The sequence below is a fragment of the Micromonospora sp. NPDC007208 genome, from assembly GCF_042869175.1.
Taxonomy (GTDB): domain Bacteria; phylum Actinomycetota; class Actinomycetes; order Mycobacteriales; family Micromonosporaceae; genus Micromonospora; species Micromonospora foliorum.
Genome location: NZ_JBIAFG010000023.1, coordinates 1 through 12901 on the forward strand (window position 1 = coordinate 1; position 12901 = coordinate 12901).

A 12901-nucleotide genomic window follows, 5' to 3' on the forward strand; every position below is an offset into this window, starting at 1 on the left:
CGAACTCAACGAACGACCACGCCAAACCCTCGACTGGCAGAATCCAGCCGAGGTACTCCACAAACACCTGGTCGCAACAGCCGCTTGAAACCGCCCGTCGATGAAACCACTACTTCCAGGATCGAGCACGATCACGCGGCGGCCCGGCCGACAAGATCCGCACAACTTCAGGGAAAGTGCTGCCTGCGGCACTCCGGAAGCAGCAACTTCCCCGAAGTTGTGCGGATCTTGAGGCCGGGCACGCCGAGCGCGCACGCCGGGCACCCCGAGCGCGCACCCCAAGCACGCCGGGCACGCCGCGCACCCCGAGCGCGCACGGTGAACGCGCACGCTGAGCGCGCACCCCAGGCACGCCGGGCACCCCCAGCGCGCACCCCAGGCACGCCGGGCACCCCGAGCGCGCACCCCGCGCACGCCGGGCACCCCGAGCGCGCACCCCAGGCACGCCGAGCACACGCCGAGCACACCCCGGGCGCGCCGGGCATGCCCGGACGCACGTCGCGACAACGCTCGCGGGGTTAGTCGCGTTCGATCAGGTGGCCTACGACCGTTGGGCCGAGCATCACCGCGAAGCCGCTGCCGTCGCGGCGGGGGTCCGCCGCGGGCAACTCCACCGGGTCGCCGGTGGCGGTCGCGCCGACCGGTCGCGGGCCCACCCAGGCGACGGCCACGTCCGTCTCACCCTTGAGGAAGCGGTGCGCGCGCACGCCGCCGGTCGCCCGGCCCTTCGCCGGGTACGCCTTGAACGGCGTCACCTTGACCGTCGCGCCGGTGGAGGTGACCACCATCGGCTCGCCATGCCCCGGGTCGTCGGTGCGCACCGCGCCGAAGAACGCCACCCGCGCACCGGCCGGCAGGTTGATGCCGGCCATACCGCCGCCCTTGAGGCCCTGCGGCCGGACCAACCCGGCGGGGAAGCGCAACAGCGACGCCTCCGAGGTGACGAAGGTCAGCGTCTCGGTGCCGTCGGTCAGCCAGGTTGCCCCGACGACCTCGTCACCGTCGCGCAGACCGATCACCTCGAACTCGTCGGAACGCACCGGCCACTCCGGCGCGCAGATCTTCACCGCGCCCAGTCGGGTGCCCAACGCCAACCCTGGTGAGCCCTCCGCCTGCCCGCCGAGCGGGGCCAGGCCGACGACGGTCTCCCCCGCCGCCAACGGCACCAACTCGGCCGCGGACATCCCGCCCCGCAGTGACACCGTGCCCGCCTGCTCGGGCAGCACCGGCAGCGGCAGGACGTCGACCTTGAACGCCCTGCCGGCGCTGGTCAACAGCAGCACCCGACCACGGGCGGTGGAGTGCACGATCGCGCGTACCGTGTCGTGCTTGACCCGGCCGTTGCGTCGGCGCCCCTCGGAGCTCTCCTCCGACTCGGCCGCGGTCCGGGCGACCAGCCCGGTCGCCGAGAGGATCACCTGGCACGGGTCGTCGGCGACTTCGAGGGGGCCGGCCGGCGCGGACGCGGCCAGCACCTCCTTCAGGTCACCGTCGACAAGCGTCGTACGACGTTCGGTGCCGAACTGCTTGACCACGGCCGCCAGCTCGTCGGAGACCACCTTCCTGAGCACCCGCTCGTCGTCGAGGATCTTGCTCAGCTCGGCGATCTCGGCGCGCAGCCGTTCCTGCTCGGCCTCCAGCTCGATGCGGTCGAACTTGGTCAGCCGGCGCAACGGCGTGTCCAGGATGTAGGTGGCCTGGATGTCGGAGAGGCCGAACCGGCTCATCAGCCCGTCCTTCGCGGCCTGCGCGTCGTCGCTGCCCCGGATCAGCCGGACCACCTCGTCGATGTCCAGCAGCGCGATCAGCAGACCGTCGACCAGGTGCAGGCGCTCCTGACGCTTGCGTCGGCGGTACGAGGTGCGCCGGGTGACAACCTCGTACCGGTGGGCCAGGAAGACCTCCAGCAGCGCCTTGAGGCCCAGCGTGCGCGGCTGCCCGTCGACCAGGACCAGGTTGTTGACACCGAACGACTGCTCCAGCGGGGTCAGCCGGTAGAGGTCGGCGAGCAGTGCCTGCGGGTTGACCCCGACCTTGCACTCGACGACGAGCCGGGTGCCGCTCTCCCGGTCGGTGAGGTCCTTGACGTCGGCGATGCCGGTCAGCCGCTTGGTCTTGGTGACCTCGTTGGTGATCGCGGCGATGACCTTCTCCGCGCCGACGCCGTAGGGCAGCTCGACCACGGTGATCGCCTGACGACCCCGGCTGCCCTCGATCGGGCCGATCTCCACCTTGCCGCGCATCCGCACCACGCCACGCCCGGTCTCGTACGCCCGGCGCACCTCGTCCAGGCCGAGCAGCACCCCACCGGTGGGCAGGTCGGGGCCGGGGACGAACTCCATGAGTTTGTCCAGAGTGGCGTCCGGGTGGTTGATCAGCCAGCGGGCCGCGGAGACGACCTCCGCCAGGTTGTGCGGGATCATGTTGGTGGCCATGCCGACCGCGATCCCGGACGCGCCGTTGACCAGCAGGTTGGGGAACGCGGCCGGCAGCACGGTCGGCTGGGTCAGCGACCCGTCGTAGTTGGGCTCGACATCGACGGTGTCCTCGCCCAGCTCACCGACGAGCAGCATGGCCTCCCGGGACATCCGCGCTTCGGTGTACCGCGAGGCGGCCGGGCCGTCGTCGGGGCTGCCGAAGTTGCCGTGCCCGTCGATGAGCGGCACGTTGAGGGAGAAGTCCTGAGCGAGGCGGACCATGGCGTCGTAGATCGCCGTGTCGCCGTGCGGATGGTACTTTCCCATCGTATCCCCGACAATTCGGGCAGACTTCACGTGCCCACGGTCGGGACGGTAGCCCTGCTCGTACATCGACCAGAGGATGCGCCGGTGCACGGGCTTGAGGCCGTCGCGGGCGTCGGGCAGTGCACGGGAGTGGATGACCGAGAACGCGTACTCCAGGTAGGAGTCGGAGACCTCGGTGACCAGCGGGTTGTCGAAGACCCGCGCGCCGGCCTGGTCGAACGAGGAGAGGTCGACCTTGTTTTCCTTACGGCGTGCCATGACTCAGCTCTCCACTGGAACGGAACGGACGCTGCACCGAACTCGCTCGCTCATGCGTCGATCGCATCCCGGTCGACGCGGTCGGCGGAGTCGATGAGCCAGTTGCGGCGCGGCTCGACCTTCTCGCCCATCAGCAGTTCGAGGATGCGTTCGGCGGCGTCGACGTCGTCGAGGGTGATCCGGCGGACGGCGCGGGTGGCCGGGTTCATCGTGGTGTCCCACAACTCGTCGGCGTCCATCTCACCGAGACCCTTGAACCGTGGGATGGGCGTGACGATCTGCTTGCCGGCCTTCTCCAGCTTGCGGACCGTCGTCTCCATCTCGGCCTGGGTGTAGGTGTAGACGGTCTGCGGGCTGCGCCCCCTGGTCGTGATCTTGTGCAGGGGCGGCATCGCGGCGTAGAGCCGACCGGCCTCGATCAGCGGACGCATGTACCGGGCGAACAGGGTGATCAGCAGCGTACGGATGTGGGCGCCGTCCACATCGGCGTCGGCCATGATCAGGACGCGGCCGTAGCGCAGTGCGGCGAGGTCGAAGGTACGCCCCGAGCCGGCGCCAAGGACCTGCACGATGGCCGCGCACTCGGCATTGTCCAGAACCTGCTGGAGGTTGGCCTTCTGCACGTTGAGGATCTTGCCCCGGATCGGCAGCAGCGCCTGGTATTCCGAGGAACGGGCCATCCGGCTCGTCCCCAGGGCGCTGTCACCCTCGACGATGAACAGCTCGCTGCGGTCGATGCCGGTGGCCCGGCAGTCGACAAGCTTCGGCGGCATGGACGCGCCCTCCAGGGCGGTCTTGCGCCGGGCGGCGTCCTTCTGTTGCTTCTGGGTGAGTCGCACCCGGGCGGCGTCGACGATCTTCTGCAGGACGGTGCGCGCCTCGGCCTTGGTGCGCCGGTCCTCCAGCCAGGCCTTGATGTGCGCGTCGACCAGGGACTGGAGAACCTTGGTGATGCCGGTGGTGGAGAGCTCGTCCTTGGTCTGCGAGGTGAACTGCGGCTCGGGGATCCGCACGTGCACCACAGCGGTCATCCCCTCGAGGACGTCGTCCAGGGTGGGCGGCTCCTCCTTGGCCTTGAGCAGACCGCGGGTGTTGCGGATCGCGTCGGCGAGCGCGCGGACGAGGGCCCGCTCGAAGCCCTTGCGGTGGGTGCCGCCGTGCGCGTTGCGGATGGTGTTGGTGAAGCACTCGACGGTGCGCTCGTAGCCGGTGCCCCACCGGAACGCCACCTCGACCTCGGCCCGCCGCTGCACGTTGGACTGCATGACGCCGTTGGCGTCGGCGGCGTTCTCCCGGTAGGTGCCCTCGCCGTTGACCAGCAGGGTGCCGGAGACCGGCCGGTCGCCGGCCGGGGCGAGGAACTCCACCATGTCGCTGAGCCCGTTGGGGTAGTGGAACCGCTCCTCGACGGGCGCCTCGCCGGTCAGGTCGCGGAGCAGGTAGGTCACGCCCGGGACCAGGAACGCGGTGTTGCGCAGCTTCATCCGGACGGCGTCGACGTCGAGCGCCGCGCCGGTCTCGAAATAGCGGGCGTCGTGCCACCAGCGGATCGAGGTGCCGGTGCGTTGGCCGCGCTTCATGGCGCCAATCACCTGGAGCCCGGGGCCGGCGGTGAAGGGGGCGTCCGGCCCGTCGCCGTCGAAGATGCCCGGGACGCCGTGCCGGAACGACATCGCGTGGGTCTTGCCGGCCCGGCGGACGGTCACGTCGAAGCGGCGGGACAGCGCGTTGACCGCCGACGCGCCGACGCCGTGCAGGCCGCCGGAGGTCTTGTAGCCGGAGCCGCCGAACTTGCCACCGGCATGCAGCCGGGTCAGCACCAGCTCGACGCCGGAGATGCCGGACTTGGCGTGCACGTCGGTGGGGATGCCCCGGCCGTCGTCGTCGACCTGGACCGAGCCGTCGGGGTGCAGGATCACCTCGACGTGGCTGGCGTGACCGGCGACGCCCTCGTCGGTGGAGTTGTCGAGGATCTCGTTGACGAGGTGACCCACGCCACGGCTGTCAGTGGAACCGATGTACATGCCGGGCCGCTTGCGGACAGCGTCCAGCCCCTCAAGGTGGGTGAGGTCATCGGCCCCGTACAGGGTGTCAGGCTCTGCGGTCAACTGGTCGTACTCCCCGGTCTCGGCGGTGTGCTGCCGGTCACCGGCGACATCAGCCGGCGTGGCGCGCCGCAGCGAGCCTAGCCCGAGGCTAGGACAACTACCGGAGGACCTACGCGACCCGCCGCGCGCGGCCCGCCGGACGTGAGCCAACGAACAGCCGGCGGGTGATCATGGGACCACGCAATGACACCGCCACCGGTACGCTGACCCGTGATCGCGGCCGGTTTTGCGCGCGGGGTGCACGCCGTCCGGGTCGAGGAGATCAGGAGGCGGTCGAGATGGACGAGACGATCCGCGACGCGCTGCGGCGCTCCCTCGGCACGCCGGCCCGGCGGTGGCTGCTGGTGGGCACCCTGGTGGCAGGGGCGCTGGCCGCCGTTGCGCTGGTCGCGGCGGCTCCCGCCGACCGGACCTTCGCCCAACTCTCGGACACTGTGCAGAGCCTGATGTCGGTGGCGACCCCACTCTTCGGCATCCTGCTGGTGCGTGACCTGCGCCGGGCGCCCGTCCGCGGCCCGATTCTGCCCACCGTGCTCGCGGTGGGGCTGCCGGCGGTCGTCATCGGCGTGGTCGGTGTGCTGATCTGCGCCGCGACGCTGGCCCTCACGCCGGCCGACCTCGCCGACGAGCCGTGGCGGTTCGCCGGGACGGTCGCGGTGGGCAGCGTGCTGGTGCAGATCGTCGCCGGCCTGGTGGGCACCGGCCTGGGCCTGTTACTGCGCTCGGTGGTGGTGGCGTTCCTGGCCACGATCATCCTGCCGCTGGGGCTGTTCGCGCTGCTGGGCGCCGTGGACGCCCTCCGTGCGGCGCAGCCGTGGCTCACCCCGCTCGGCAGCGTGCGCAACCTGCTCTCAGGCGAGATGAGCGGGCTGCGGTGGGTGCAGTGGGTGTGCGTACTCCTGATCTGGGGTGTCGCCCTGAACGCCGTGGGCGCGGTCATGCTGAACCGCCGCGGCGGCCCGACCGGTCGCTGACTCCCTGACTCCCTGACTCCCTGCGCCCGAGGGGCGCGGGTTGGTCGGCGACCCGGAGCGCGGGTCCAATCTCGACGCGTAGGGCGTGATGCCTACGCACGCGTGTCTTTCGTCGAACGAATCTGTTACGGGCCATTGACGCCCGTCGCACGAGGGTGATCTGATCGCGCTCTCAGAGAATCTTTCATCTTTCGATGGATGGGGGCCCCATGCCCAGGTTCCGGCGTACCGCGCTCGCCGCGGGACTAACGATCGCCATGGCCGCGTTGTCGACCGCCGTCGCGCTGCCCGCACCCGCGTCCGCCGCGTTGCCCACCGCCGCGGTGGCGCTCGGGGACAGCTTCATCAGTGGCGAGGGCGCCGGGGCGTACACCCCGGTGGTCGACGTCAACGGCGTCAGCCAGGGCTTCCCCGGTTGGACGGCGGCGAACAACAACGCGTTCTTCTGTCACCGTTCGGCGAACGCCTCGCTCAACCAGGCCAACCTGCCGGGCATCCAGAACCGGTTCAACCTGGCCTGCTCCGGTGGCCAGCCCCACGACATCGCCAACGCCTCCCAGGCGCGGACCAACGGTCGTACCGTGGCCGCGCAGTTGGACCAGCTTCGTGCCGTCGCGCAGACCCAGGACATCGACCTGGTGCTTGTCGGCCTCGGCTCCAACAACAGCTCGTTCACCTTCGGCAGCGTCGCGGAGAAGTGCGCCAACCGGTTCATCGCCGACGCCTGGACCGGCTGGTGGGAGTTCTGGGCGTACCTGAACGGGCCGGTGGAGCAGAAGCCGTGCAGCGACGCCGACCTGGCCACCGCCGCGCAGCTCAGCGCCGCTACCGCGGAGACCACCGCGGCCGTACGCCAGATCCTGACCACCCTCGACCAGGTGGACGCGGACGGTCAGCACCGGGTGGTGTTCCAGGACTACACGAACCCGCTGCCGCTGGACCTGAACCAGCAGTTCCACGAGGAGGACAGCCGGGACGACACCCGGGACAAGTTCCGGGACCTGGGTGCCGAGCGGTACGCGGCCGGATGCCCGATCCACCGGGCAAGCCTGGCACCGGGGCACCGCTTCTCCCAGGGTCTGGGCAGCATCGTGCAGTCCACCAGGAACACCCTGGCCGCCGAGTTCCCGGGCGACGACCTGGTGTACCTGAACGTGCAGCAGGCCTTCAACGGTGCCCGGCTCTGCGAGCAGACCAGCAGCCCGAGCGGCGCGCTGGCCACTCCGATCCGGCTCCAGGACGGCGCGACCGGCACCTTCGTCACCAGCCTCGCCGGCAAGGACAAGATCGCCATCCAGCGGATCGCCAACACCTGCGTCACCTACTTCCAGACCTGCCAGGAGTCGTGGCACCCGAACGCCACCGGGCACCAGGTGCTCGGCCAGTGCCTGAGCGGAGCAGCCTCCACCAGTGCCCGTTCGGTGGCCTGCGTCCGCGCCAGCAACGGGGCGATCTCGGTCTCCTGACCGCAGCGTCCTTCGGAGGGCCCCGCCAGCCGGCGGGGCCCTCCGCCGCGTCCGTCGAGCGTGCGACGCGTCCGCACACCGCGGTCGTCGACCCTGCGGTCTGCTGCTACCCGCCGGTAACGTCAGGCCGTAGGCTGGGCCGGTGAACGGGGATGCGGAGTACGCGCAGGAGTTCGTCGACGTCGACGGTGGTCGGCTGGGTGTGCAGGTCTATCCGGAGCCGGCCGGGGTGGTCGGCGCTCCGGTGGTCGTGATCTGGCCCGCGATGGGCGTCCGGGCCCGGTACTACCGGCCCTTCGCCGCCGCGCTGCGCGCCGCCGGGTTGGCCGTGGTCGTGGCCGACCTGCGCGGCACCGGGGCCAGCACGCCCGCGCCGAGCCGGGCGGACCGGCACGGCTACACCGAACTGGCCGGCGACGTCGGCGCCGTCCTGGCCGCCCTCAAACCACGACTGGACGGACGCACCCGACTGCTCCTCGGGCACTCGCTCGGCGGGCAGGCCGCGCTGCTGCACCTCGCCCTGCACGGCGGCGACGAGGTGGACGGGTTGGCGCTGGTCGCGGTCGGCATCCCGTACTGGCGGACCTACCCGGGCCGCCGCGGCCTCGGCGTGCTGCCCTACACCCAGGGGATCGCCGCGACGGCGGCGCTGCTCGGGGTCTGGCCGGGCTGGGGCTTCGGCGGTCGGCAGGCACGCGGCGTGATCCGCGACTGGGCGTACACCGCGCGGACCGGCCGGTTCCCCCGGCTCGACGGTACGGACACCGAGGCGGCGGTCCAGGCGGTACGAACCCCGGTGCTGGCCGTCAGTGTGGACGACGACCAGTTCACCCCGCACGAGACCATGGACCACCTCTGCGCGAAGCTCGGTGGCGCGCCGGTGACCCGGGAACGGTACACAGTGGCGCAGGCCGGGGCCGCGTTGGACCACTTCACCTGGGTCCGCGCCAGCGACCCGCTGGCGCGGCGGATCGCTGGTTTCGCCGGCGACCTGCCGCCCCGCTGAGCCGTACTCCTCCGGTCGGCGGGCGACGGTCGGCTACTCGTCCTGGTCCAGCGGCACCAGTTCGCCGTCCCGCTCCACCTGGATCTCCGCGTGCTCCTTGCGGGGCGCGACCTCGGACGTGTTGCGGTGTGGGTCGTTGTCGGGGTGCATGAGCACGGCGTCTGTTTTGGGGGTCTTCTCCCGGCTCTCGTCCGGCTGTGACATCGCGTTTCCCTCTCGTCGGCGTCGCTCGGGATGTACCCGCCACCGGGCGAACGACTCCTGCCGGGGCGAGGTCGACCCGCCGACGGCACGGGTGTCCGCTAGCTGCCCACCAGGGTGCGGATCGGCCCGCCCGGGGCGGGGTTAGCTGCCCGACCGGCGGGTAAGCCGCACCGCCCGACACGGCGGAAGGGGATCACATGTCCGAACGGCACACCGCACTGCGCTCGATGCACGATCTGGGCCTGGCGGCCTGGTTTGGCGGCTCCCTCATGGGTGCCTTCGGCGTCAACGGCGCAGCGGCGAAAATCAGCGACTCGACCCAGCGGCTCCCGGTCGCCTCGGCCGGATGGTCCAAGTGGACCCCGGTCAACGCGGCCGCGATCGGCGCCCACCTGGCCGGCGCCGTCGGCGAGCTGGTGACCGAGAGCCCACGGGTGGCGGCCCAGTCCGGCGTCGCCCGGGTCAGCGCCATCAAGACCGCGTTGACCATCGGCGCGCTGGCGGTCACCGGCTACAGCCGGTTGATCGGTATGCGGCTGGAGAAGGCCGGCGGCCCGTCGGTGAGCGGCGCCACCGAGCCGAACCACCAGACCCCGGCCAGTGTGGCCTCGTCACAGCGGCAGATGAAGCTGCTCCAGTGGGCCATTCCGGCGCTGACCGGAACCCTGGTCGTGGTCACCGCGTACATGGGTGAGCAGCAGAAGCCCGGCCAGGTGTTCCGCGGGATGCTCGGTCGCACCGGCGGGATGAAGGGCGCCTCGAAGAGCCTGATCAAGATGGCGGGAATGAGTAACGGCAAGCGGCCGATGGCGATGGCCGGACGCTGAAACGTCGGGACGGCCGGCGTCCCGCCGCCACCTCGACGGCGGGGCGCTGGCCGGCCCTACGCGCGCACCGGAGCGACGACGCGTCCCGCGCGCGCGGCGGCGTGCCGGCGACATGTCGAGCGCCGCCCTCGGGCGGGCAGTCCCGGCCCGAGGACGGCACATCATCCGCCGGTAGCGGCGGACCGACGAGCGGGGTGGCCATGACGGCGCACAAGGGACGCAGCGGTGACAACGACCGGCTGGAGCCGGAGGCGACCAAGCCGTGGGGCACCAGCGACGGCTTCGACGCCGACGCGCCCTGGGGCACGGACGACGACTCACCGATGGACGAGGGCAGCGAGGAGACCGCGGTGCCCGAGGGACGGCGCGGAGAGCGGCGCGCGGGTGCCCCGGCGGGCCGGTCCGACCCGGCCGGACGACACGGCTTCGGCTCGGTCGAGCCGACCCGTACGACGATGGCCGGACCGGGTGCCCCACCCGATCCCGCCCCCAGCGGCCGGAGCTTCCCCGACGACGCGGACATCGGCGAGTCGACCCAGGACGCCCTCCGCAGCCGGGGACGGCGGTCCTGAGCGGACCCGCGCCCGGCCGGGTGGCTCGTGCGGCGGTCAGCCGGTCGCCGGGACGGCCTGGTCGGCCTGCTCGGCGACCAACGTCTCGGCGAGCAGTTGTGCCAGCCGGGTGGCGTCGCGCTGGGCCTGCCCGGCGCAGCAGTTGTTGAACAGCACGTGCAGATCGTCGGGGAGACCGGCGAACTCGGCCAGCAGTTTTGCCCAGTGCCGTAGCTCGTCCTCGGCGTACGCGTACCGGAACTTCTCCTGCTTGTCGCCCTCACCCCAGGCGTCGCTGTGACCGTGGAAGCGGACGACCGCCGGCTCCGCCGTCCTGGTCAGGATCGGCGGCACCGACGACGGGTGCCCCTGTGGCATGTCGACGCAGACCAGCGACAGGTCGTGGGCGCGGAGCAGGTCCAGAGTGCCCGCCGCGGCGTCGTCGTCCAACCAGGAGCCGTGCCGCAGCTCCACGGCGACCCGCCACGGTCGGCAGCGCTGCGCCAGCTCGACGATCCGGCGTTCGGCCGCGGGGCTGCGCACCAGCCACGGGGGGAACTGCAACATCACCACCCCGAGCTTGCCGGCCGCCGCGATCGGGTCGAGGGCCGCGCGGAACCGGGCCCACAGCTCGTCGTACGCCGGCTCCGGCAGGTCACGGCGGCGGATCCGGCTCGGGCCGGCGGCCGGACGCAGGTCCCGGGGCAGCACGGCGACCGGCGTCGGGTGCCCGGTGAAGAGGCTGAACGCCTTGACGTCGAAGGTGAAGTCGTCAGGTGTGGCGTCCACCCAGCCCTGTGTCGTCTCCGGCACCGGAATGGCGTAGTAGGACGTGTCCACCTCGACCAACGGGAACTGGCTGGCGTAGAAGCCCAGCCGACGGGCCGGCGTGCTGGCCGAGCGTGGGTACCACCCGGAGCGCAGCAGGGACTGGTCCGCCCAGGACGACGTGCCCACCTTAATCACACCCATGTCATTCAGTGGACCGCCACCGGCGCGGATCGGCAACCGCTGGGCCGTCTTGCGTCGACCCGGTGTCGTGCCCGGAAAGTGTCGGCGCCCCGCCCTACGGTGGCACCGGGTGGACATCAACGAAGGGTGGCGGCATGACCAGCAGCACCGAGCAGCTCACCGGTGAGCGCACCGACCTCCTGCAGGCGCTCCGCAGGCACCGCGGTTTCCTCTTGCAGACCGTCGACGGGCTCACCGACGAGCAGGCGGCCAGCCGCCCCACCGTCAGCGGCCTCTGCCTCGGCGGCCTGATCAAGCACGTGGCCGGCGTCGAGCACCGGTGGATGCTCTTCGCGGTGGGCGGCGCCGAGGCGATGGGCCGCGAGGAGGTCGACTGGGTCGGTCAGTTCCAGATGGCACCGGGCGAGACCCTCGCCGGGTTGGTCGAGCGCTTCCAGCAGGTGGCCGGCCAGACCGACGAATTGGTCGCCACTCTCGACCTGGACGCGGCGCACCCGCTGCCGCAGGCGCCCTGGTTCGAGCCGGGAGCGAGTTGGACGGTCCGCCGGGTGCTGCTTCACGTCATCGCCGAGACGGCCCAGCACGCCGGGCACGCCGACATCCTGCGGGAGTCGATCGACGGCGCCAAGACCATGGGGTGAGGGGGCGCGTCAGCCGGCCTCGACCAGGCCACGCACGTAGGCGGCCTGGCCCACGTGTTGCAGGTCGTCGTCGACGACGCTGACCAACCGGACGCCGAGGGTGACCGGCGGATCCCACCCCTCGTCGACCACGCGGTCCAGGTCCGCGGGGCCCAGGCCGGCCAGAAAGCTTCCGGTACGCGCCGCGACCGCCTCGTAGTAGTCGACCAGCGCCTGCGCGCTCTCCGGCCGCACCGCCGCGACCTGAGCTGGCGAGTGCCCGTAGCCGGTGTCGTCGGGGTCGGCGGCGAGCCCGAACCGACCCGCCCAGTCGCCGCTCACCCAGATCTGGTCGGCGTCGAGGAGGTCGGCGACGTGGTGGTCCTGCACCCGGGTGAGGTGCCAGACCAGCCAGCCGATCGAGTTGGCGCCCGGCCCCGGCTGCTGGCGCAGTTGCTCGGGGCTGAGGCCGTCGACGGCCGCACGGACGAGGCCGGGCAGCCGGTCGTACGCCTCGGTCAGCAGGTCACTCACATCCACGGGTACGCCTTCCTGGTCGGTTTCCCAACAGGTACCGCCGGACCCGGGCGCGCAAACCTCGGCCGCTACGGTGATCAAATGGTCGCCGCGGTGGAGTTGTACCTGGACCCGGACGCCACCCGCCGGATCCGGGTGCTCTGGGACGCGCTGGAGGCCGAGGGTGTGCAGAGCATGCGCTCGCTGCTGGAGCAGCGCCACCGTCCGCACGTCTCGCTCGCGGTGGCCCCCCGTTTCGACCCCGAGCAGGTCGCCGAGGCGCTACAGGGGACGATGGTGGCCGCCCCACTGCGACTCGACTTCCAGCACGCCGGCCAGTTCGTCGGTCGGGTGCTCTGGCTCGGCCCGGCGCCCACCCCGGAGTTGCTGGCGCACCACCGGCTGGTCCACGACCGGCTCGCCGCCGCCGGCATCCCCCTCGCCGAGCACTACCAGCCGGGGCGCTGGGTGCCGCACTGCACGCTCTCCATGCGGGTGCCGAACACGCTGATGGCCGCCGCGGTACGCCGCTGTCTGGAGGTGTTACCGCTGGCCGCGACCGTGGTCGGCGCGGCGCTCACCGACCACGCCCACGGCATCGCCCACCCGCTGCCTTGACCGTGACTCGACCGTCGACGCGTAATGTCCGGTTTGG

The 12901-nt window shown here is 71.6% G+C and carries 12 protein-coding genes; 7 read left to right on the forward strand and 5 right to left on the reverse strand.

Translation table 11 applies throughout. The features are described from left to right. Positions 1-518: 518 nt before the first annotated feature. The gene (locus tag ACFYL6_RS30760) at positions 519-3002 is read right to left on the reverse strand and encodes a DNA topoisomerase (ATP-hydrolyzing) subunit A (RefSeq protein WP_387176668.1); all 2484 of its coding nucleotides are present in this window, start codon (positions 3000-3002) and stop codon (positions 519-521) included. A 50-nt stretch (positions 3003-3052) separates the two neighbouring features. Further along, positions 3053-5110 (reverse strand): type IIA DNA topoisomerase subunit B, encoded by a 2058-nt coding sequence (locus ACFYL6_RS30765; RefSeq protein ID WP_387176670.1) that lies wholly within the window; start codon positions 5108-5110, stop codon positions 3053-3055. A 278-nt stretch (positions 5111-5388) separates the two neighbouring features. Between ACFYL6_RS30765 and ACFYL6_RS30770 the strand changes: the two genes are divergently transcribed. The 3 genes from ACFYL6_RS30770 (at position 5389) to ACFYL6_RS30780 (ending at position 8556) form a co-directional block, all read left to right on the forward strand. Further along, positions 5389-6084, forward strand: a complete 696-nt coding sequence (locus ACFYL6_RS30770) for a hypothetical protein (RefSeq protein ID WP_387176672.1) — start codon at positions 5389-5391, stop codon at positions 6082-6084. A 209-nt stretch (positions 6085-6293) separates the two neighbouring features. Continuing rightward, on the forward strand, positions 6294-7550 hold the full coding sequence (locus ACFYL6_RS30775) for a hypothetical protein (RefSeq protein WP_387176674.1): 1257 nt from the start codon (positions 6294-6296) through the stop codon (positions 7548-7550). A gap of 142 nt (positions 7551-7692) precedes the next feature. After that, the gene (locus ACFYL6_RS30780) at positions 7693-8556 is read left to right on the forward strand and encodes an alpha/beta fold hydrolase (protein WP_387176676.1); all 864 of its coding nucleotides are present in this window, start codon (positions 7693-7695) and stop codon (positions 8554-8556) included. Between the two features lie 33 nt (positions 8557-8589). Here the strand turns inward: ACFYL6_RS30780 and ACFYL6_RS30785 are convergent, their stop codons facing one another. After that, complete coding sequence (locus ACFYL6_RS30785) at positions 8590-8760, reverse strand: hypothetical protein (RefSeq protein ID WP_238659120.1); 171 nt, start codon at positions 8758-8760, stop codon at positions 8590-8592. A 197-nt stretch (positions 8761-8957) separates the two neighbouring features. On the opposite strand from ACFYL6_RS30785, the gene ACFYL6_RS30790 reads away from it, so the two are divergent. Both ACFYL6_RS30790 and ACFYL6_RS30795 read left to right on the forward strand, forming a co-directional pair. After that, positions 8958-9587: a hypothetical protein gene (locus ACFYL6_RS30790; RefSeq protein ID WP_387176678.1), complete on the forward strand. Its 630-nt coding sequence runs from the start codon at positions 8958-8960 to the stop codon at positions 9585-9587. 200 nt (positions 9588-9787) lie between these two features. Continuing rightward, on the forward strand, positions 9788-10159 hold the full coding sequence (locus ACFYL6_RS30795) for a hypothetical protein (protein ID WP_357182197.1): 372 nt from the start codon (positions 9788-9790) through the stop codon (positions 10157-10159). A gap of 36 nt (positions 10160-10195) precedes the next feature. Here ACFYL6_RS30795 and ACFYL6_RS30800 read toward each other — a convergent pair whose 3' ends face one another. Next, complete coding sequence (locus ACFYL6_RS30800) at positions 10196-11110, reverse strand: DUF72 domain-containing protein (RefSeq protein ID WP_387176680.1); 915 nt, start codon at positions 11108-11110, stop codon at positions 10196-10198. Positions 11111-11244: 134 nt separating this feature from the next. Between ACFYL6_RS30800 and ACFYL6_RS30805 the strand changes: the two genes are divergently transcribed. Further along, entirely contained in the window at positions 11245-11751 is a 507-nt protein-coding gene (locus ACFYL6_RS30805; protein ID WP_387176682.1) for a DinB family protein, read from the forward strand. Between the two features lie 9 nt (positions 11752-11760). Here ACFYL6_RS30805 and ACFYL6_RS30810 read toward each other — a convergent pair whose 3' ends face one another. Beyond that, on the reverse strand, positions 11761-12270 hold the full coding sequence (locus tag ACFYL6_RS30810; RefSeq protein WP_387176684.1) for a DinB family protein: 510 nt from the start codon (positions 12268-12270) through the stop codon (positions 11761-11763). A 78-nt stretch (positions 12271-12348) separates the two neighbouring features. Here ACFYL6_RS30810 and ACFYL6_RS30815 point away from each other — a divergent pair, with 78 nt between their 5' ends. Beyond that, the gene (locus ACFYL6_RS30815) at positions 12349-12864 is read left to right on the forward strand and encodes a 2'-5' RNA ligase family protein (protein WP_387176686.1); all 516 of its coding nucleotides are present in this window, start codon (positions 12349-12351) and stop codon (positions 12862-12864) included. Positions 12865-12901: the final 37 nt, after the last annotated feature.

Coding starts and splice junctions, on each gene's coding strand:
- ACFYL6_RS30760 (WP_387176668.1), bottom strand. CDS start 3,002: ATGGCACGCCGTAAGGAAAACAAGGTCGACCTCTCCTCGTTCGACCAG.
- ACFYL6_RS30770 (WP_387176672.1), top strand. CDS start 5,389: ATGGACGAGACGATCCGCGACGCGCTGCGGCGCTCCCTCGGCACGCCG.
- ACFYL6_RS30775 (WP_387176674.1), top strand. CDS start 6,294: ATGCCCAGGTTCCGGCGTACCGCGCTCGCCGCGGGACTAACGATCGCC.
- ACFYL6_RS30785 (WP_238659120.1), bottom strand. CDS start 8,760: ATGTCACAGCCGGACGAGAGCCGGGAGAAGACCCCCAAAACAGACGCC.
- ACFYL6_RS30790 (WP_387176678.1), top strand. CDS start 8,958: ATGTCCGAACGGCACACCGCACTGCGCTCGATGCACGATCTGGGCCTG.
- ACFYL6_RS30795 (WP_357182197.1), top strand. CDS start 9,788: ATGACGGCGCACAAGGGACGCAGCGGTGACAACGACCGGCTGGAGCCG.
- ACFYL6_RS30800 (WP_387176680.1), bottom strand. CDS start 11,110: ATGGGTGTGATTAAGGTGGGCACGTCGTCCTGGGCGGACCAGTCCCTG.
- ACFYL6_RS30805 (WP_387176682.1), top strand. CDS start 11,245: ATGACCAGCAGCACCGAGCAGCTCACCGGTGAGCGCACCGACCTCCTG.
- ACFYL6_RS30815 (WP_387176686.1), top strand. CDS start 12,349: ATGGTCGCCGCGGTGGAGTTGTACCTGGACCCGGACGCCACCCGCCGG.